Origin of the sequence: Priestia koreensis (assembly GCF_001274935.1) — a bacterium.
Classification (GTDB): Bacteria; Bacillota; Bacilli; order Bacillales; family Bacillaceae_H; genus Bacillus_AG; species Bacillus_AG koreensis.
The window spans coordinates 249,326-270,704 of record NZ_LILC01000002.1; the positions used below are offsets into that span (position 1 = coordinate 249,326).

The following is a 21,379-nucleotide window of genomic DNA, read 5'->3' on the forward strand; positions in this document are numbered from 1 at the left end:
TATACAATGAAATTCCACATTTGGCAATAAAAATTTGAAATAATTGCATGGTTTTTCGGTCGATTTTCTTATAAAAAATAGCCAGTGGAATTTTAGATGAGTGGTTATATAGGTCATTATACCCTGTTTGGAAGCGTAACGAAACGGATTAAGAGCCTGAATGTGCGAGAACGAGCCATTTTTTTTCTAGACGGTAGTGCTGTTGTTCAATACGACGGACATGTTGATGTGTAATGTTTTGAGTGGTTTTCGGAGGACATGCCACTCCGTATAGCGTAAAAATGCTGACGCTGTTGCCGTCAAGACGCGTAACGATATTTGTTAAGCAACGATAATCGGGGTGAATGACCTCTTTGAGAAGGTCCGTGATCGCGTCGTCCTCGTAAGAATGAAGATCAAGAGTGGTTTTCACCATGTATGTCGTTTCCATCGCACTGCTTCTAAAATAGCGATAGACCCGGGGTGCTAGATAAGATTTCTCTGAAATATTGACTTGTAAGGAGTCATACGTTTGCTTTTGTCCACTTTGATAAAAAAGAGAATCATGCGTATGCTTCATAAAGTCGGTGTAGGATTCATGATCATCCCATACGCCAATGATACAAGCCTCGTTTGGGCGATCAATGTCCCAACCACCTAGCTGCCCAATAAACCCATTCACATGTGCAAGAGCGGACCAATGCTGCTGGGTATAAGAGAAATGGTCTTTTTTACTGTCTGGTACGCTGCAATTAATGATCTTTGTAAGCATCTTTTCTCACCTCAACTATACAGTTCTCTTATTTTATAAAAAACTCCTGCTTTTGCTCACGCCGTTATTGCAAACTAAGACATAATCCCTATCTCTATGAATATAGTAAAAGGAGACAGAGATTGCTTATAAATGATAGAGATGGAGGAGATCATCAATGGACGTCTACCGAGCAAGTAAGAGCCGTTCGCAAAATCGGAGAGGATGGTACGTAACGTTTCGTCATCCGCTTCGAAAGGATGCTACAGGAAAGGTGGGATTAAAAGTAAGGAGAAGTCTCGGCACGGCTGATGATCAGGAAGCAGATTTGCTTGTGAAGCAAATGAATGAGCTGCTGTTAGATGATACGCTGTGGTCTATTTCTGCAAAAAGTCGGGCGCGCTTGTTATATGATGAGCGGGTTATTGCCGCTTTTTACGAGGACTTAGAGCCGGCGCAGATGCTGGACCTAAAAGCCGTGCGTGAGCGTGAATTGCCCTATCCACGCCGTGAAGAGGATTATAATCAGATACGCTTTTTAGGTGGACACGAACGGTATGAGGGCTTAAGGCAACTCCTTGGTCTAGGAGAGGAGCCTTTTTTACAATCCAGTGCGCTTCATGCTCCCCACTATGAGCTTGAGTGGATTGTTTGTGACAGTCCAACGTATGAGGCTGTTGTAACCTTTTTGCCGTTTGATAAGACAAAGGCATGTATTGAGGAATGCGTTATGAAGGCTGCTATTTCTTATGCATGTGACGGAGGAGATCATGAGCTTGCTCGTCACTTTCTACAGCATGAGCACGAGCCGTTTGCACTTCGACACTTGATTGGAACAACACCGGCTTTTTACGTGACGCGCTTTACGGCGAACAGGCCAAACGTTTCGCCAACCGAACACGTGCAGGAGTATATCGAGACCATTCGGTCACAGGCGCTACAAGTGCGGGAGCGCTTAATGGAAGCGTATGGTTTTACGGAAAAGCAGTTTACATATCCAACTGATGACGTTCTATTAGCATTTGAAGAGACGTGGCGAGGGGAGATCGAATTTACGCTACTAATTGATTCTCTAATGGAGGAGGTGGAAAAACGATTTCACTCTCTTCCGCAGGGGAGATGGACGTATACAAGTGAAGAATGGCCAGAGTGCTGGCGGTTTCAAGCGAAAGATCCGAACGTCACGCTTCGCATTTTATCCATTCTTACAAGTCTGGATGAAAGCAAGTGTGGCAAGCTTTTAACACCTCTTGTGGAAGGAGTTCGTGTCCGCGGATTTTTTGGTGGAAAAAAGGGGATTTTTACTGTCGGTCCCGAAAAACATGATCGTGTACTGTCGACGAAGACAATGAAAAAAATCGATCAAAGTCACACGCTCGTTTGGGTTCAAGAAACCAAAAACGATTCGTATCATCATATGCTTCCGACAATTCGCTATCTCATTTCAACGGGACAGATAGAGAAGCTTCATGTTTGTATGCATGGAGATGAGAGCGAAGAATGGAAGCGTCATGCAGGACAGGCGTTAGAGACAGTATTAAACGATGTGAAACGGGAGCTAGGCTTTACGGCGTATAGTCAGGTTGAGCGTCAAATACTCCGGAACGGCCTTTACTTTTCTGTCGACGAAGTCTATGAACGAACGGTTCATACGATCGATGAACATGAGCCGCCGTCTGTTCATCCAATCTATACAAATATGATGCTAGCGTTAATTGTAAAAGAAGCGTGTGATGTATTTTACCAAAAACGAGAGGTACGGGATGGTTTGACGGAGAAAGGACTTTGTCGGCGTTTTGCTGAACTTGGGGAGGATGAATACGGCGGAATGAAGCCTCAAGCTCTTATGTTCACAACGCTTACGGAGGTATTTTATCGGTCCTTCTTCACACATCCATCTGGATGGTCACATGAGGATCTAACAAATGACAAACGGGAAGAGACGATCGCGGCCATTTGCATGCACTTTTCGAAAGCGCTCCGTACGTATCTGCAGACGAACCTTTGTCATCAGCAAACCGGCGAGTGGCAGAGTGCTTATGGACGAAATGGAAAGAATGCAAAGAAGAAACGAGCACAAGATTTGAACGGCATTTTTGAAGACGTGCTGCCTGCCTCATATCATCTCATTCATCAGCCAAAGTGCGTCAAACAGCTGTATGGACTAGTGAAAGAAGCGATCGAAAGTAGTGGCGGCATCCTGTTAAGTTAAGGGTTTTTTTTCATCATTTATAAAAAGTTATCCAAAAGAGGTAAATAGTCTTAACATTTTAGTTACTGCACTGTTTTTCATGATAAAGCCTTGCTTTTTTAGGGTATACTTGTTAATATGAAGTTAATTATTTTTGTTCGCTTTAAAGATTGATGCAACAAATCGTCTTGAAAGATTCGCAGAGCAAGAATAGTAATACAATTGTGTGTCTAACACACTAGGAGGAACAAACATGTTACAAGGTAAAGTAAAATGGTTTAACGCAGAAAAAGGTTTCGGTTTCATCGAAGTTGAAGGTAGAGAAGACGTATTCGTTCATTTCTCTGCAATCCAAGGCGAAGGTTACAAAACTTTAGAAGAAGGTCAAACAGTTTCTTTCGAAATCGTTGATGGAGCTCGTGGACCACAAGCTGCTAACGTTACAAAATAATTGAAGCGATAGCTCATACAAAGAACTTCTCTTTTTGAGAGGTTCTTTTTTTATGTGAATTGATTATAAACGGGAATACACCGTGTAAAAGCAAGAGTGAATACCTCTCATTTCTGAGCGTAATTCTAGAACTGTGTGACTAAGAAAAGACGAATAGCCGTACTCAATAGTCGTACCGAAACGGGCGACTTTTTTTGTGTATTTTGGGAAATTTTGCACACACTAACAGAGTCAATATGATCTTAACTGCCGCTTAATAGTACATTTACAAACGGCCGTTACAATATAGGTGAACAAAAGACGACGAGAATACTAGGAGGCTAAATATGAGACAGATGAAGACGACAATGGCAGCCGTAGTTAGTACCGCTTTTTTACTCGCACCAACTCTTACCACTCAAGCCGCTGTAACCGTAAAGCCAGAGGGAGCACCGCTTTCAGTGAATGAACTTGCACGCTATGACAGTGAATCAGGAGAAGGTGGAAGTGAAATTTTAGCATATGATCCGTATATGGGGCAGGCGTATGTAACGAACGGCGCAAAGAAGGCGCTTGATCTTGTCGACTTTTCTACATTAGCATCCAACAAATCGAAAACGTTATCCCCTACCAAACGAATTAAAATGAAAGATCTCGGTCTACATCACGTAAAAGACGTAACAAGCGTCGCGACACATCCGCATGCGAACTTTATCGCCGTTAGCGTTGTCAGCGATCCGAAAACGGACAACGGGAAAGTCGTGTTTCTTGATAAGCAGGGGCACTTCTTAACCGATGTGACCGTCGGCGCACAGCCTGACATGCTGACCTTTAATGAAGACGGCAGTAAGCTACTCGTTGCAAACGAAGGAGAACCAAGCGATGATTATGCAAAAGACCCAGAAGGATCGGTGTCGGTCATTGATTTAAGTCATGGTCCAATGGAGGCAGAAGTGACGGACGTACCGCTAAAAGATGCCCCGAGAGATCAGGGTGTTCGACTAAACTCCAAGGGAAGCATCGCACAGCAGCTTGAGCCGGAGTACATCACGGTCCAAGGCGACACGGCTTACGTGAGTCTTCAAGAAAACAATGCGATTGCCAAGCTCAATCTAAAAACGAATAAGGTTGATCACATTTACGCGATGGGAACGAAGGATCACTCGCTTCCGCAAAACGCGCTTGATGTGAAAAAAGATGGAAAAGCAAATCCAGAAGCAATGCCGCTTCTTGGACTTTATCAGCCGGACGGAATCCAGGCCGTTCAAATTGGGAACGGATCTTATATCATAACGGCGAACGAAGGCGATACGCGTGATTACGAGGGATACTCAGAAGAAAGTAAGATTAAGGATCTAAAAGAAAAGATTGGACTCAAATCAACCAATTACAAAGGGTTCTCACCATCACAGCTCGATAAAATGATCGGTAATGGTCTCCTTGATGAAATAGGAGACGTGAAAGTATCAAAAGAGGACGGTCAAAAAAACGGGACGTACGAAGCGCTCTATACAAACGGCGGTCGCTCCTTCTCGATTTTAGACGCCAACACGATGAAGCAGGTGTATGACAGCGGCAGAGACTTTGAACGGAAAACCGCGGATTTGCTTCCAGACGTGTTTAATGCTGACAGTACCAACCTGACAGTAGACGATCGTAGTAGCGCCAAGGGACCAGAGCCGGAAAATATGCAGGTCGGAAAAGTCGGTGAGCGCACGTATGCCTTTATCGGAATCGAGCGCCTGAGCGGGATCATGGTGTATGACGTCACGAACCCAAAAGCACCGACGTTTGCACAGTTCATCACAGGCCGTGACTTCTCCAAGAACGTAAAAGGAGACGTCTCACCAGAAGGCTTACAGTTTGTAGAAGCGAAACAAAGTCCGACTGGACATCCGCTTCTGTTCGCCACACATGAAATATCCGGGACCGTCGCGGTGTATGAATTCCAAAAGGCAACTCCAGAAAAGCATGTGAACGCGTCTGATGAAAAAGTAAGCAGCGCGATTATTCACAACCCTCATACAGATAAGCGCGTAGCGCAAAAACAACCATAAAAACCCTTGCCGATACGTTCGGCAAGGGTTTTTATTGAAAAATAGGTTTTACATAAGGGCCAATGCTCAAACAAAAAGGTTGTGTGTACATAGTATGGAAAGGGAGAAACGAAAGGAATCAATGTGTTATTTGTGTGTAACCATTTATTATCTTAAAGCGTCTATTAAAGAGTAATCTCTACAAAAATATCAAAATGATGATTGTTTTAAACTGTAATGGAACGAACATAATGGCGCCCTTTTTGTGTTTTTACGATAAATTTCATGCGATAATCTTCATAGGGCCAAATAACTTTTAGGTTTATCTACTCGTGACGCTGGGAAAAAGCAAGTAACAAATAAAATGTGGCTACTATTTATATAAAGGAGAGTTTAAAAATGAAGACGACACCTACTGTCAATTTACTAGAGATTTTGGAGAAAGTACGGGATGAAGGACAGAAGAATGAGCACATTGATGTGAAGGGATTTATTGAAACCATTTCAGCAGACCTATCTAAGCTATTAAAATAACGACCCTTTCTTTAGGAGAAAAGGTCGTTAGAGTTGTTAAATACCAAGCTGTTTTCGTAACATTTGGGAAACAGACGAGCGCTCTTTCTCTGGAATTGATAAGTAATAAATGCCGTTTATTTTTTCCCCTGCTCCATTTAATTCAACTTGCTGTAAGTTACCGCTAGCATTCTTGTAATTCTTTTGGATACGTATCATGTCATCAAAGGTTAAGTTGGTTTTCATATTTTTTGCGATAGAGTCCAAAATATCTTGGTAATTTGTTAAAGAGGAAAGGCTTGCTCCTTCTTTAATAACCGCTTGGATGATCTGTCTTTGACGCTCCTGACGGCCGAAATCACCTCTCGGATCCTGCTTTCTCATGCGAGAGTATGCTAGGGCTTCGTTCCCGTCTAGGTCTAACTCGCCCTTTTTGAACGTATATCCACCGGATGAAAATGAGAATGGATTTTGAACGTGAACACCACCAACCGCATCTACGATATCCTTAAAGCTTTCCATGTTCACCTTTACATAGTAATCAATCGGAACATGAAGGAAGTTCTCAACGGTTTCAATACTCATCTCTACGCCACCAAAAGCATAGGCGTGATTAATTTTGTCCACTTTTCCTTTTCCGACAATCTCTGTTCGCGTATCACGCGGAATACTGACCATTTTTACCGAATTTGTCTTCGGATTGACCGCAAGTAGCATCATGGAATCTGAACGGCCGCGATCTTTTTCTCGCTCATCTACTCCTAACAAAAGAATGGAAATTGGATCATTTTGATTGAGGTTGACTTGTTCTTTTCGTTGACTCGATTTCTCTCGGTGTAATGGCTCTTCTGTTTGATTAAATGTTTCTCTAACAGAGTGATAGATTGAATAGGCATAGGCACCTGTTGAAAGAAGAAGAACAGCGACAATTCCTAAGACAATCCATAGCCATTTTTTCTTGCGTGATTTTTTTTTCATAATGAGCTCCTTTGCTACATGAAATAAATTTTGTAATAAAAGACATTACACAAAACATAAACCCATTATGTCCCGTGTAGATCTACCTTTCCTATAGTAAAAAAGAACCAGATAAGAACTAGAAGTGCTAACAGAGTATGGTTGTTAAAAGCACACTGAACAAACGGAAAGCTAGGAAGTGTCAACTGCAAAGTTTGTTGAATTTACGCATTTGGTGCACAAATAATCATGGAATTCCGTCATAATAAAAAACTTTTTGACAATCTTCGACAACGTTTTTATTATTTTGATTGTTGTTTTTTTGTAATCTGCACGTGAACTACATAAAGACCACAGAGGAACACAATAGCTCCTAATGAATCAATTCCTACATCCATTATTCGCCCATCACGACCCATCGTGTATGCTTGGTGAAACTCGTCGCTAAGTGCATAAAGAGTTGTCAGCACCCATGCAACGACATAACGATAGCGAAGATTCCAAGCAAATAAGCAGGCAAGAATCCCGAAGAAACTGAAGTGAGCGAGCTTACGAACAAAAAATTCTGCGTCTATCCCGTAATCCCACGGTGAATAAAACTCACTTCCAGGACGTAAAATATCCACAAACTTTACCCCGTCTCGTGATGATCCAGGATTAATCCAGGTAGAGGGATCAAGCACTTTGAGACTGGGCGTGTGCGAAAAGTAGAAAATCGCTAAAAGCATAAATAATAACAATAACAGTCTTTTTTTCACCATATAAACCTCATTTTGACATCATTTTCATTTTTTAATTCTACTAAAGACGTATGTAAAAAACAAACATGATTTTTCTTTAATAAGTCTATCAGACTAATTTTTGTTATTTATTTACAATTTAATTTTATTCTATTTTTAAGAAAGAATCCTCGTATTTCAATAATGAAATCGTATTCAAAATATCATTTTATAAAATGATTCATGAAAATGAGTAAGGTACTCTAGTAGGAGTTAAGGGGGAATCTAACTGGTAAAAAATACATTAGCTTTTTATCCTTATTCTGTTATATAATCTTCATCGTTCCAGTTTTTTTACTTTTTTATTACATAAATAACAATCATTGAAAAAACATGAATAAATTTTCCTGAAATAATAGTTTTTGGGTTATGTTATCAAAGGTCCGAGTATAAAGATGATATTTCGACAAAAAGAGACATGGGAAAAATGTTTATTATATGGTAATATTGAGAAATAATTTTAGTACTAAAGTAATACATGAACGTCCATATAAAAGTTCAATGAAAAGGGTGAGGGAAATTGATTGATTTACATAGTCATATTTTAGCAGGCATTGATGATGGCGCCAAAACAGATGAAGACAGTTTAAAAATGGCGCGTGCTGCTGTAGAAGAGGGTATTACAGCCATTGTTGCCACTCCTCACCACCACAACGGACGATATCTTAATGCAAAGTCTAGCATTCTACGTAAAGTAAAAGAACTAAATCTACTACTAACAAACCATCATATCCCACTAAACGTGCTTCCGGGACAGGAGTCCCGAATATATGGAGAGATTTTACCAGATTATGAGGCTGGCGAGGTCTTAACGTTAAATGACACAAATAAATACCTTTTTGTGGAACTCCCGTCGAGTCAGGTACCTCATTTCACGGATCAGCTGCTTTTTGATATCCAATTAAAAGGTTTGACACCTATTATTGTTCATCCCGAACGAAATGCAAGGCTTATAGAAGAGCCGGAGCTTCTATATAACTTTGTGAAAAAAGGTGCTTTAACACAGGTGACCGCATCTAGTATTACGGGGGAATTTGGAAAGAAGATCAAAAAATTCTCGATGCAGCTACTAGAGGCAAACCTTACCCATGTGATCGCAAGCGATGCTCATAATACGGGAAGCAGAGGCTTTCGTATGCAGGAAGCTTTTTCGCTTATCGATAAACAGTACGGCATGGATATGAGCTATATGCTGAGAGAAAATGCACAGCTCATTATTGAGGGAAAAACAACATATCGTGAACAACCCCAAGAAATTGCAAGAAAGAAGTTTTTGGGAATTTTTTGAGAACGTAAATCAAAAAAAATTGATTTGGTGATGTCTCCTTACCGTTATCAATAGGGGGCACTCGGCCGTGCTGTGGGTTTAATAGTACCTTAGACGCTTGTCGTCAGGAGCACGGTGTGAGGCTGGGTTGGATGCCCAATTTATTATTAAATCATTAGGAAATGTGTATTTTCTAAGTACGTGTTTCCTAGTGATTTAAACACTACCTACTTCTTTTGAAACACAGATAAATAGACAAAGATGAAAGAGGGATCATACCAAATGAAAAGGGTTAGAAAGGCTATTATTCCAGCAGCTGGTTTGGGTACACGTTTTCTTCCTGCAACAAAAGCGATGCCAAAAGAAATGCTGCCAATCGTCGACAAGCCAACAATTCAGTACATTGTTGAAGAAGCGGTTGCATCAGGCATTGAGGACATCATTATCGTAACAGGTAAAGGAAAGCGTTCGATTGAGGATCATTTTGACTATGCACCAGAGCTTGAGCAAAACTTAGTCGAAAAAGAGAAATATGACTTATTAGAAAAAGTTCAAAAATCATCCGATGTTGATATTCACTACATTCGCCAAAAAGAACCAAAGGGTCTGGGGCATGCGGTATGGTGCGCTCGTAACTTTATCGGAGATGAGCCGTTTGCGGTACTGCTAGGTGACGATATCGTCCAAGCAGAAACGCCGTGCCTTCGTCAATTAATGAATGAATACGAAGCAACGCTATCATCAGTGATTGGTGTGCAAACGGTAGCTGACAATCAAACCCATCGCTACGGAATCGTCGATCCAACGTCAAAAGACGGCCGTCGTTATCAGGTTCAATCATTTGTTGAGAAGCCAGCACCAGGGACAGCGCCTTCTAACTTAGCAATTATGGGAAGATACATCTTCACGCCGGAAATCTTCATGTTCCTTGAACAGCAAGAAATTGGAGCAGGTGGAGAAATTCAGTTAACAGATGCTATTCAAAAGCTAAATCACATTCAACGAGTATTTGCCTATGATTTTGAAGGGAAGCGCTATGACGTTGGGGAGAAGCTTGGGTTTATTCAAACGACGATTGAATTTGCGCTTCAACACAAAGACTTACGCGACGAGTTATTAAACTTCATGAAAGAAATCGCAAAAGAAGAAACGACTGTACTTGTGGATTCAAAGTGAGAAAAGGGGAGTGAATTATGCCGCAAGTAGCTGAAAAAAAACAAATGACGCTGGCAGCCACTTCCGATTTAAGTACAGCGATTGAGGTTAATCAACAGCTCGGTTACCGTGTAACAAAACGAGCGATGGACATTATCGGAGCGTTATTTGGCATTTTATTATTATGTGTACCGCTTTTACTTGTAGCCCTAGCGATTAAAATTGAAGATCCGAAAGGACCGATTTTTTTTTCGCAAAAGCGGATTGGTAAAAATGGAAAAGAATTTCATATGTATAAATTCCGCTCCATGGTGTCGGATGCTGAAGAGAAGTTGAAGGACTTACTTGCATTAAATGAAACGACAGGTGCTATGTTTAAAATGAAAAATGATCCACGCATAACGAGAATCGGACGAATCATTCGTAAAACAAGCGTCGATGAGTTTCCTCAGTTGTTTAATGTTTTAAAAGGAGATATGAGTCTAGTAGGGCCTAGACCTCCACTACCAAGAGAGGTAGCGGAGTATTCTCCTTATCATATGCAGCGACTGTTAGTCGTTCCGGGCTGTACAGGGTTGTGGCAAGTAAGTGGAAGAAGCTCAATTGGATTTGAGGGAATGGTTGAGCTTGATATACAGTACATAAAAAAATGTACCACTGGATATGATTTAAAAATTATCGTGAAAACAGTGCGCGTCTTATTCGGTTCAAATGACGCGTTTTAAGAGAGTAATAGAGTAAGCGTTTATTAAATGAAAGATGGTGTCAAACGGATGAAAAAGGATGCAAAAATTTACGTGGCTGGACATAGAGGGCTTGTTGGATCAGCGATTTTAACAAAATTAATGGAGCAAGGGTATACAAACCTCGTTTACCGTACGAGTAAAGAATTAGATTTACGAGATAAAGGAGCGGTTGATGAGTTCTTTGCAGAAGAAAAGCCGGCGTTTGTTTTTCTAGCTGCAGCAAAAGTTGGAGGAATTGTGGCAAACAATGAATACCCAGCTGATTTTATTCGTGACAATTTACTTATTCAAACGAACGTAATTGATGCAGCGTATCGTAATAACGTTGAAAAGCTATTATTCTTAGGCAGCACATGCATTTATCCAAAGCTTGCTTCGCAGCCATTAAAAGAATCTTATCTTTTAACGGGCGAACTTGAGCCAACGAATGAGGCATATGCCATTGCTAAAATTGCGGGGATTAAAATGTGTGAATCATATAATCGTCAATATGGAACAAAATACATTTCCGCAATGCCAACAAATCTATATGGACCAAATGATAACTTCGATCTAAAAACGTCACACGTATTACCAGCTTTGCTTCGCAAATTCCATGAAGCTAAAGAAAGTAACGCACCGTTTGTAGAAATGTGGGGAACGGGTACACCGAAACGTGAATTCCTGTATTCGGATGATTTAGCAGATGCCTGTGTATTTTTAATGAATACATATGAAGGCAACGAGATTGTAAACATTGGTGTCGGTGATGATATTACAATCAAAGAGCTTGGTGAAAAAGTGAAAGCCGTTGTCGGATATGAGGGCGACATTCAGTTCGATACGACAAAGCCTGACGGAACGCCGCGTAAACTAGTTGATGTAACAAAGCTCAACGGTCTTGGATGGAAAGCAACGATATCACTTGAAGACGGTCTTCAAAAAGCGTATCAGTGGTTTTTAGAAAACGAACTAACAACAGCAAAGTAATTATTTCAAAATGTGTGATAGATCATGGAGGAAACAATGAAAAAAGCATTAATTACAGGTGTAACAGGACAGGACGGATCGTATTTAGCAGAATTTTTATTAGAAAAAGGATATGAGGTGCACGGCTTAATTCGTCGCAGCTCTTCCTATAACCAAGAGCGCCTAGAAGATCTTCTTACAGATGAAGAAGCAAAAGCGCTGTTAGAGAATTCAAATTTCCATCTTCACTATGGTGATGTGACAGATGCGTTAAACGTAACGCGTATTATCGGTGAAATCAAGCCAGACGAAATCTATAACCTAGCTGCACAATCTCACGTACGCGTATCCTTTGATATGCCAGGATATACGTTAGATGTGGATGGTAAAGGAACGTTAAATATTTTAGAAGCCGTGCGTATTCTTGGATTAACGGAAAAAACACGTATCTACCAAGCGTCAACTTCTGAGCTGTTCGGTAAAGTACAAGAAGTTCCTCAAAAAGAAACAACGCCGTTTTATCCTCGTTCACCATATGGTGTCGCGAAGATCTACGGATTCTGGATTACGAAAAATTACCGTGAATCATACAACATGTTTGCGGTTAACGGAATTCTATTTAATCATGAGTCAGAGCGCCGTGGCGAAACGTTCGTAACGCGTAAAATTACGCTAGGTGCTGCGCGCATTGCACAAGGAAAGCAGGAAAAATTAAAGCTTGGAAATCTAGAGTCATTACGTGATTGGGGTTACGCAAAAGACTATGTAGAATGCATGTGGTTAATTCTTCAACACGATAAACCCGAAGACTTTGTCATCGCGACAGGTGAAATGCACTCGGTACGTAAATTCGTTGAATTATCATTTAAGCATACAGGTATTGAAATCGAATGGACGGGTAGTGGCGTAGATGAAAAAGGAATTAACAAGGCTACAGGTGAAGTAATTGTGGAAGTTGATCCTAAATTCTTCCGTCCAGCTGAAGTAGAGCAATTGTTAGGTGATCCAAAGAAAGCTAAAACATTGCTGAACTGGAATCCAACAAAGACTTCTTTTGAAGAATTAGTTCGTATTATGGTGACGGAAGATATGAAAAAGGTTGAGACAGAAGAGAAAGTGAAGAAGATGTTTGACTAATAGTAGTCATTTATTAAATTAAATTGTTCTTTTGTAATGAAAAGAGACAGCTTCTTTTATGCGATTAAAATAAAAGAGGCTCTCTTTTTTCACGTTTATGATGAAAATAAAGAGGTTCATTCGTGCAGAGTTGACGTGGACTAGGTTGCATGTAGCCTCAAAAAACAGGAAAGAGAAACTACATGACAAAAAAGAAAAAATTACTCATATATGCGCATTATTATGCTCCAGACGTAGCATCAACGGGCCAAATTTTGAAAGAACTTGCTGAAGGTATGCTAGATGAATTTGAGATTACCATTATAAGTGTTGTTCCTTCATATACAGGAAAGATTGACGAGAAATATAAAAAGAAAATGTTTTATAAAGAAGAGTTAAATGGTGTCAATATTCTTCGTGTCCGCGTGCCAGAGTTCTCAAAAACGAATAAAATTAGCAGAGTAAAAAATATTCTCTCTTATTTTGTAGGTGCTATGCTTGGAACATTTAAAGTTGGAAAGACCGACTACGTATATTCGATCTCTCAGCCACCGATCCTTGGAGGTTTACTTGGTGTTTGGGGAAAATGGATGAAACGCGCAAAATATATTTATAACATTCAAGACTTCAATCCAGAACAAACAATGGCTGTGGCTTATAGCAAAAATAAGCTAATTTTAAATGCAATGATGGCATTTGATAAATTTAGTTGTCGACAAGCGGATAAAGTAATTGTAGTAGGGCGTGATATGATTGAAACATTAAAAGCACGGTTTCAACACAAAAAAGTGCCAAATCACACGTTTATCAATAATTGGACAAATGAAAAAGAGATTTATCCATTGCCTAAAAATCATGATAAAGTTAAAGCTTTTAAAGAGGAGTATGGCTTGAACGATAAGTTCGTCATTATGTATTCAGGTAACTTAGGCTTATACTACGATTTGGAAAATTTAATGGAAGTTATTCATGAATTTAAAGATCGAAAAGATGTCGCTTTTGCCTTCATTGGCGAAGGATCCATTAAACATAAGCTAGTAGATTATAAAGAAAAACATCAATTAGAAAACGTAACCTTTATTCCTTATCAGAAGAAAGAAGATCTTATCTACAGCTTAAATGCTGGTGATGTTCATTGGTGCTTAAATGCAAAAGGAATAAAAGGTGTGTCTGTACCAAGTAAGTTGTACGGAATTATGGCAGCGGGTAAGCCTGTCATTGGTGCGTTAGAAGAAGGATCAGAAGCACGATTAATTATAGAAGAAACGAAAAGTGGATATGTTACGGAGCCTGGTCAATATGAAGATATTAAACAGAACATAGAGAAGTTTTTAAGTGAAAAGGATACTTTAGTTCCAAATGAAATGGGACAAAGAGGTCGCGAGTACTTAGTAGAGAACTTAACGAAAGAAGTATCAGTTAAAAAGTATGCGTACGAAATACAAGCATAGCGAGAATTTACGTGTTGAAAGGAATTAGTCTATGAATAGTAACTGGTTTAAGTTACCTATGAATTTAATGAAGGTTAAATATGGGGAAAAGCTGTTGCTAAAAGGGATGCCAGTCATTTTTAATAAAAAAGGGGCCCAGCTTATTATTGGAGACAATGTAACGATCAATTCTTCATTTCTTTCAAATTTAGTGGGACTGTATCAACGTACTATTATTGTAACGCGGACAGCAGAAGCCGAGATTTCAATTGGAGATAATGTTGGAATTTCTGGAGCAACGATTTATGCTAGAAAAGGAATTAAAATTGGTAACAATACCTTAATTGGTGGTAACACAAAGATTATGGATAATGATTTCCATCCAATTAATCCAGAAACACGCATGAACACCCCTAACGATCATATGAAAGTAAGCCCAATTGAAATAGGCACAAATGTATTTATAGGATGCAATTGTTTAATTCTTAAAGGTACAAAGATTGGTGATAACTCAGTTGTTGGTGCTGGTAGTGTAGTGAGTGGAGAGATTCCTGATAATTGTATAGTAGCCGGAAATCCTGTGAAAATAATACGATATTTAGAAAAAAATCAAGAAAAGGTAGAGAGATGAATAAGAAAAAAATATGTTTCATCGCACAATTTCCACCACCGATTCATGGATTGTCAAAAGCTGTCGATACCCTTTATAATTCAGATCTTTCTAATGAATTTGAATTCACGAAAGTGGATATTACAAACAATAAACAATTCTTAAAGAACCTTATGAAGATTTGGGTAAGTAATGCAGATTTATTCTATTTTACCATTAGTCAAACAAAAGGTGGAAATATAAGAGATTTAATCATTTTAAACATTTTAAAGCTTCGAAAGAAGAAGTGCTTAATTCATCTCCATGGTGGTTACTACCGTCAACTAGTCGAAAATGATTTGTCGAACTGGCAGCGTAATATTAATTACCGAGCTATGAAGAACTTGGCAGGCGCGATCGTTCTGGGCCCGTCTTTAAAACCTATATTTCAAGGGATGGTTGATGAAAGTAAAATATTTATTGTGCCAAATTGTGTCGATGATGAATTTTTAATTTCAGATGTAGAGTTTACACAAAAGCTTGATTCACTAAAAGATAAAAAAGTATTAAACGTATTATACCTTAGCAACTTTATTCAAAGTAAAGGGTATCCAAAAGTTCTTGAGATGGCAAAATTAGAAAGAGATCGTGTCGTTAACGATGGAGAAGATCAAAAATTTCATTTTGATTTTGCAGGTAAGTTTTTTAATGATGACGATAGAGAGTTTTTTGAAAGATACGTACGACAAAATAAACTTCAAGATTTTATAACGTATCATGGTATTGTGAGTGGAAAGAAGAAGAGAGATTTATTGAAGAAATCAAATATATTTGTATTGTTGACTACATATCCTAACGAAGGTCAGCCAATATCAATATTGGAGGCTATGGGTAATGGTATGGTAATTGTAACTACAAATCATGCTGGTATACCAGATGTTGTTCAAAATGGAGAAAACGGTCTAATTCTACCAGTATCAACTTTAAATAATATAGATGTTTTAGATGGAATTGAAAAATTCACTTTAAAAGATATAAAAACAATTATAGAAAAAAATTACAATAATACTAGAGAAGAATATACAGAAGAAAGGTATCTAAGCAATATGTCTGAAATTTTTGACACCATTAACTAAATTTTTTAAAAAATATAGGAATTATTACATTAGCAAGAAAGGTTTTTATAGATGTTATGAAGATAAAAAAAATAGAATTTAAGTTATATGAATACCTTATCATGACAATTCTAATAATGGCTACAGATTCTATAGTGTTCAGGACTGTTTTTCATCCGTACAACTATTATTTTTTAACTGTAGTCGGTGCAATTTGCGCTATGTTAGTGTTGGGTAATCTTCATATATTTTCTCAAAAAAACAAATTTCCTTTAGCACTTTTTTTTGCGTTTTCAATTATTGTAACCTCCTTGATTTATTTAGATACAGATTTTTTTGTGGTTTACAAAATTCTAGTTATTGCATTAGGCCTTTATTTGTTTGTAAAATGGGACATTTCCAAACTAGCGAATATTTACGTTTCTGTGATAGTTTTTATTGCTTTGTTTTCAATTATAGGTACTTTAGCTAATAGATTAATTATATCAAATCCCATATTTCCTACACTAAACGATGGAGAGTATGGAACTAAGACAGCTTTTTTCTATAATATACGCTTAGGATGGACGCAATTAGTTTACTACAGAAATCAGGGGCCTTTCTGGGAGCCAGGAGCGTTTCAAGCTTATCTTAATTTAGCTGTCTTCTTCAAACTCTTTCTTGTAAAAAGGAATCTTAAAAACCTTGAGTTTCTGATTTTAATAACTGCTGTATTTTCTACTTTATCAACAACAGGAATCATTGTACTTTGTTTGTTAATTTTGGCTAGAGGTATAAACAATGACAAAAGTGATTGGAAATTTAAGACTATTAATGTTGTTACCATCGTTACAATATTAGGTATATCTTTATTTAATAGCAATATAAATGAGCAGTTGTTCAGTAAATTTAATAATTCATCAAGTAGTGTCATATCAAGTGAAACAAGAAAAGAATCGATAATAACAAATATGAAAATAATTTCACAAAATCCTTTCACTGGATTTGGAATTACAAATGGAAGTGGGCTTTACAATAAAATAAGTAGTTTAAATAAAGATATAGATCAAAACGTGAATACGTCTACACTGTTATATTCATGGTCAATATTTGGTATAGTATATGCCTTGCTTTCACTATATGCTTATATGAAGCTATCAACGGCTTTTGTTAAGGGGATATTACCTAAAATAATTGTTTTAATCGCTATTTTAATTATTACTAACACTGAGGATTGGACATATTCAGTTTGGTTCAATGTGTTGTTGATTTACGGCATAATGATGCCAAGTGTAAAAAGAATCAATTCAAATGAAGTTATACCCATAACGAAAATTAGTTGATTTAATATTTGTCAAATACTATTTAAGATTTATATTTAGAGCATATTTTGAAAGGTTATTTGCACTCTTGGTAAAGAGTATGAATTTATATTTAAATTAGTTTTTTGAAAATTACCTGTGAAGCTTGCGGTTTTTATATCTCAAATATTTAAATGCCAAAGGAATTTTTTATGGATAAAATTACATGTATTGTTACGACTTATAATAGACCTATTTCAGTTTTGAAGAGAGCATTAGATAGTATTGTTAATCAGACTTATTCTAACCTAGAGATAGTAGTTGTGAATGATGCTCCTCATTTGATAGAGTTAGAAGAAAAAATACGAAACATGATATGTGAGTATGAAAACTTTAAGATAAAATACGTTAAGCACTCTGAAAATATGGGTGCTTGTGGCGCTCGAAATACAGGATTAGAACATGCAACTGGTCAATATGTAGCATTCTTAGATGATGATGATGAATGGTTGCCGATAAAACTAGAAAAGCAGTATCAACTAATTACTAAAGAAGACGTAGCCTTAGTATACTGCTCTCATTATGAAACAGATGGAAAAAATGAGTATAAATTAGTTGAGGAGAGTTTTGCCAGAGAAGGAATACAGAAAGATGATTGGGGAAGGCTTTTAATGGAGAATTTTGTAGGTTCAACTTCTTATCCTTTGATAGATATAAAAGCTATTAATCATGTAGGAGGATTTAATTTAGAACTAAAATCTTCACAAGACCATGAACTATGGATTAGGATAGCTAAGAAATATAAAATTTTATATTGCCGAGAACCTCTAGTGATATATTACAACAGCAAAGAATCAATATCATCTAATCCACATAATAGACTACAGGGCTTTGAATATTTGTTAGAAAAATACAAAGATTTCTATTACTCTAATAATCAACTTTACAACTACCGATTAAACTATATTTCATATAGTTTTTTAAAAGATAAGCACTATAGGCTGTTTATAAAATATTTCCTCAAAGCATTAATGATAAAACCTTTTAGTAGATACAACTTTATGATTGGTATGAAAATAATAAAAAAATTAGGGCTAAGTTAAGAGATGTTTATCACTCAAGTTACGAAACTTACTCTTATTTAGTATAGAAAATTTGTTGATTAAATAAAAATGTTTTTTGTTAAATACACGAAAATATTTAATAAAACGTTTTAGGTTAGAATTATAAAATAGGAGAAATTATAGTGAAAATAGCAGCAGTCTTGACTTGTTTTAATCGAAAAGAAAAAACATTGAATTGTATAAAAAAGCTTATGAATCAACGAAGAGATATTGATATTTATGTATGTGACGATGGGTCTACAGATTTGACTAGTGAAGCTATACAAGAACTTTACCCAGAAGTAAAAATTATAAAAAGTACAGGAGGGTTGTTTTGGAGTAAGGGGATGTTTCAAGCAATGAAAGCTGCTGTTGTAAATAACTACGATTTTTATTTAATGGTAAATGATGATGTTGATTTTTATGACAGTATGCTAGATATAATGTTAAATTCATACAAAATTTCTAGTGAGAATTGTGCAATAGTAGGAAGTACTCAATCGGTTATTTCAAAAGACCTTACTTATGGTGGGAGTGTATTAAAAACAAAGTGGAATATCAATAAAAAAATGTTATTGAAACCAAATGGAGAAATTCAAAAATGCGATTTTGCGAATTGGAATTGTTTTTTAATTGATAATTTTACAGTGGACCACGTTGGGCTCATAGATAACAAGTATGAACATGGAATTGGTGATTTTGATTATTCATGTCAAATGAAGAAAAAAGAAATACCAATATATATTGCCACAGATTATGTTGGAATATGTGAGCGTAATCCAATAAAAAATACATTTCAAGATCATACTTTATCAATTAATAAAAGGTTATCTCTACTGTTATCAGCAAAAGGTTTACCTATAAAATCCTATATGAGATTCTACTGGAAAAATTACAAATTGATAGGTGTTCCTTTTTGTTCGTGGATGTATTTAAAAATGATAATGCTTATTTTTTTAAAACAAAAAAGTTAGTTTTAAAAACTTTATCCTTTTAAGAAATAAATAAAATAACAATTTTAATGAGTCAATCGCATTATCAATATAATTAACAAGTTAAAAAACTTAATTAGTGAAACTACCATTTAATGATCTGAAAATTCTAAGGTCATCATTGCGTAAAAGTATTATAAAGTCACTGACTATTTTTTTTTACAGATTATCCTATTGCAATTTCTATAGAAAATGTAATGGAAGTTGATACATTAATTACGAATGTTCCACCTAACAATCTTAATATACATGAACTTCAAAAAAGATTAAATAAGAGGTTTGTCAAAGGTGAATTTACAGAATTATGTTCAGATAAAGTTTTTCACAAACAAAATTGGAGACTAAACTATCCAAATAAAGCTGATAACAAGGCAACATTTTATGGAGCAATTGTTAAAGAAGTTTGTGAAGGTAGAAAAAATATGGGTGCTAATAATTAATGATTTACTAGGAGTGTTTGTATAAGTTTTATGAAAATATTAATTAATTATGCTAACAATAAGTATAAAAAGACTCAAAAATTTAATAGTTTTACAGGTAAATATATAGGAGGATTTGACAAAGTATATTCTTTTGGTCCAGAAGACATTGATGAAGATTTTCAAAAGAGTAATTTTAAAATTCTTAACCAAGAACGAGGAAACGGTTTATGGTTATGGAAACCTTATTTTATTCTAAAAGTGATGAAGGAAGCAAAAGAGGGGGACGTTATCTTTTACTGTGACTCAGGATCTTTTTTTTTAAAGAATATAAATCCCTTAGTTGAAAGTATCAGGGAATCAGATAAAAAAATATGGGTATCTAATATACCTTTGTTGGAAGTATCTTTTACTAAGCCTTCATGTTTTAAACTTATGGATTGCGATAGTGATTATTACAAATACACTAATCAGATACAAGCAACCTTTTTCTTAGCTATAAATAATGCGAAAACTCGTTCCTTTGTAGAAAAATGGTTGAATTTGTGTAGCGAATATAAATTAGTATCTCCTGAAAATGGTGACATCGATAGCGGTAATTCTACGAAGAGGTTTATATCTCACAGGGAGGATCAATCAATATTGAGTTTGCTATGTAAAAGAGAAGGTATTCAGCCCTGTTTAGATCCTACTCAAAGAGGAAAGTATCCCGCATGGTATCGAAATAAAGATTACGAATTTGTAGTTCCTGTCCATACGCATAAATATTCTCCTATGATTTTTCTACACAAAACTCCAAATATTGATATTGTCTCTTGGATAAAACAATATTTAGTTTGTTTAAAGCGTAAACACAGTTAGAGTATTTTGCAAAATTATATCAAATGGAAAGAGAGTTTATTTTATATGTCTAGAATCAGATCTCTAATAAGGGCATTTCTATACTCCTATTCACACTACAGGTACAATATAGATCACACTTGTAAGGTGTGGCCTTCTAGAAAAGTGAACAATATAAGATGCGAAGGATATAATACTATTCCGAAAGACGCAATGGTTAACAATGTGGAGTTGGGCTATGCTTCGGGCATTAGTAGAGATTCTATAATTATGAACACCAAAATTGGGCGATATACAGCTTTAGGTCCAGGATTGAAATTGGCAGTAGGACAACATCCTACATCAAAAATGGTTTCAATTCATCCCTCTTTTTATTCTTTAAAACAACAGTATGGTTTCACATATGTCAGTGGTCAAAAAATGGAAGAGTTTAAATATGCAGATAAAGAAAAAAAGTACTCAGTAGTAATAGGTAACGATGTATGGATCGCGTCAAATGTCACATTAATAGAAGGCATTACTGTTGGTGATGGTGCCGTTATTGCAGCAGGTGCAGTAGTCACTAAAGATGTTCCCCCCTATGCTATAGTTGGAGGCGTTCCAGCAAACGTAATTAGATATAGGTTTGATGATAACATTATTTCTTATCTACTAAAATTAAAATGGTGGGATCAGGAACAGATTTGGATAGAACAGCACGCTGAATATTTTGAAGATGTAAATAAATTAGTTGAGGTTATAAA

At 36.7% G+C, this 21,379-nt stretch carries 19 protein-coding genes and 2 pseudogenes; 18 read left to right on the forward strand and 3 right to left on the reverse strand.

Annotated features, from left to right (window positions below):
- Window positions 1–148 precede the first annotated feature (148 nt).
- A complete protein-coding gene (locus AMD01_RS01245) occupies window positions 149–751 on the reverse strand; it encodes a YdbC family protein (protein ID WP_053399566.1) in 603 nt (200 codons plus the stop codon).
- A 157-nt stretch (window positions 752–908) separates the two neighbouring features.
- On the opposite strand from AMD01_RS01245, the gene AMD01_RS01250 reads away from it, so the two are divergent.
- From AMD01_RS01250 to AMD01_RS24850, 4 genes are all read left to right on the forward strand, one after another.
- On the forward strand, window positions 909–2,942 hold the full coding sequence (locus AMD01_RS01250) for a hypothetical protein (protein WP_053399567.1): 2,034 nt from the start codon (window positions 909–911) through the stop codon (window positions 2,940–2,942).
- Window positions 2,943–3,174: 232 nt separating this feature from the next.
- A complete protein-coding gene (locus tag AMD01_RS01255) occupies window positions 3,175–3,372 on the forward strand; it encodes a cold-shock protein (protein WP_053399568.1) in 198 nt (65 codons plus the stop codon).
- A 326-nt stretch (window positions 3,373–3,698) separates the two neighbouring features.
- On the forward strand, window positions 3,699–5,408 hold the full coding sequence (locus tag AMD01_RS01260; RefSeq protein ID WP_053399569.1) for a choice-of-anchor I family protein: 1,710 nt from the start codon (window positions 3,699–3,701) through the stop codon (window positions 5,406–5,408).
- 378 nt (window positions 5,409–5,786) lie between these two features.
- Window positions 5,787–5,921, forward strand: coding sequence for a hypothetical protein (locus tag AMD01_RS24850; protein WP_281176816.1), 135 nt, complete (start codon window positions 5,787–5,789; stop codon window positions 5,919–5,921).
- A 36-nt stretch (window positions 5,922–5,957) separates the two neighbouring features.
- Here AMD01_RS24850 and tagU read toward each other — a convergent pair whose 3' ends face one another.
- Entirely contained in the window at window positions 5,958–6,878 is a 921-nt protein-coding gene (gene tagU / locus AMD01_RS01265) for a polyisoprenyl-teichoic acid--peptidoglycan teichoic acid transferase TagU (RefSeq protein ID WP_053399570.1), read from the reverse strand.
- A 281-nt stretch (window positions 6,879–7,159) separates the two neighbouring features.
- Window positions 7,160–7,618 carry a VanZ family protein gene (locus tag AMD01_RS01270; RefSeq protein ID WP_053399571.1) on the reverse strand — a complete coding sequence of 153 codons (459 nt, stop codon included), beginning with the start codon at window positions 7,616–7,618 and terminating at the stop codon, window positions 7,160–7,162.
- Between the two features lie 538 nt (window positions 7,619–8,156).
- On the opposite strand from AMD01_RS01270, the gene AMD01_RS01275 reads away from it, so the two are divergent.
- The 14 genes and pseudogenes from AMD01_RS01275 to AMD01_RS25040 form a co-directional block, all read left to right on the forward strand.
- Window positions 8,157–8,924 (forward strand): tyrosine-protein phosphatase, encoded by a 768-nt coding sequence (locus AMD01_RS01275; RefSeq protein ID WP_053399572.1) that lies wholly within the window; start codon window positions 8,157–8,159, stop codon window positions 8,922–8,924.
- A 261-nt stretch (window positions 8,925–9,185) separates the two neighbouring features.
- On the forward strand, window positions 9,186–10,079 hold the full coding sequence (gene galU, locus AMD01_RS01280; RefSeq protein WP_053399573.1) for a UTP--glucose-1-phosphate uridylyltransferase GalU: 894 nt from the start codon (window positions 9,186–9,188) through the stop codon (window positions 10,077–10,079).
- 17 nt (window positions 10,080–10,096) lie between these two features.
- Window positions 10,097–10,783, forward strand: a complete 687-nt coding sequence (locus AMD01_RS01285) for a sugar transferase (RefSeq protein ID WP_083446367.1) — start codon at window positions 10,097–10,099, stop codon at window positions 10,781–10,783.
- A gap of 48 nt (window positions 10,784–10,831) precedes the next feature.
- Window positions 10,832–11,773, forward strand: a complete 942-nt coding sequence (gene fcl, locus AMD01_RS01290) for a GDP-L-fucose synthase (RefSeq protein ID WP_053400090.1) — start codon at window positions 10,832–10,834, stop codon at window positions 11,771–11,773.
- Between the two features lie 36 nt (window positions 11,774–11,809).
- Window positions 11,810–12,889: a GDP-mannose 4,6-dehydratase gene (gmd, locus tag AMD01_RS01295; RefSeq protein ID WP_053399574.1), complete on the forward strand. Its 1,080-nt coding sequence runs from the start codon at window positions 11,810–11,812 to the stop codon at window positions 12,887–12,889.
- Between the two features lie 182 nt (window positions 12,890–13,071).
- Window positions 13,072–14,319, forward strand: coding sequence for a glycosyltransferase family 4 protein (locus AMD01_RS01300; RefSeq protein WP_053399575.1), 1,248 nt, complete (start codon window positions 13,072–13,074; stop codon window positions 14,317–14,319).
- A gap of 31 nt (window positions 14,320–14,350) precedes the next feature.
- Window positions 14,351–14,929: an acyltransferase gene (locus tag AMD01_RS01305; RefSeq protein WP_053399576.1), complete on the forward strand. Its 579-nt coding sequence runs from the start codon at window positions 14,351–14,353 to the stop codon at window positions 14,927–14,929.
- Complete coding sequence (locus AMD01_RS01310; protein ID WP_053399577.1) at window positions 14,926–16,023, forward strand: glycosyltransferase family 4 protein; 1,098 nt, start codon at window positions 14,926–14,928, stop codon at window positions 16,021–16,023. The genes AMD01_RS01305 and AMD01_RS01310 overlap by 4 nt, the downstream gene beginning before the upstream one ends.
- A 101-nt stretch (window positions 16,024–16,124) precedes the next feature.
- Window positions 16,125–17,324 carry an O-antigen ligase family protein gene (locus tag AMD01_RS01315; RefSeq protein ID WP_157052569.1) on the forward strand — a complete coding sequence of 400 codons (1,200 nt, stop codon included), beginning with the start codon at window positions 16,125–16,127 and terminating at the stop codon, window positions 17,322–17,324.
- 170 nt (window positions 17,325–17,494) lie between these two features.
- The gene (locus AMD01_RS01320) at window positions 17,495–18,385 is read left to right on the forward strand and encodes a glycosyltransferase family 2 protein (protein WP_053399579.1); all 891 of its coding nucleotides are present in this window, start codon (window positions 17,495–17,497) and stop codon (window positions 18,383–18,385) included.
- Window positions 18,386–18,528: 143 nt separating this feature from the next.
- Window positions 18,529–19,359, forward strand: a complete 831-nt coding sequence (locus tag AMD01_RS01325; protein ID WP_053399580.1) for a glycosyltransferase family 2 protein — start codon at window positions 18,529–18,531, stop codon at window positions 19,357–19,359.
- A gap of 182 nt (window positions 19,360–19,541) precedes the next feature.
- Window positions 19,542–19,817, forward strand: a pseudogene (locus AMD01_RS01330) (capsular polysaccharide synthesis protein); the annotation flags it as partial.
- 30 nt (window positions 19,818–19,847) lie between these two features.
- A complete protein-coding gene (locus AMD01_RS01335; RefSeq protein WP_053399582.1) occupies window positions 19,848–20,657 on the forward strand; it encodes a hypothetical protein in 810 nt (269 codons plus the stop codon).
- Window positions 20,658–21,089: 432 nt separating this feature from the next.
- Window positions 21,090–21,308, forward strand: a pseudogene (locus AMD01_RS25040) (CatB-related O-acetyltransferase); the annotation flags it as partial.
- Between the last annotated feature and the right edge of the window lie 71 nt (window positions 21,309–21,379).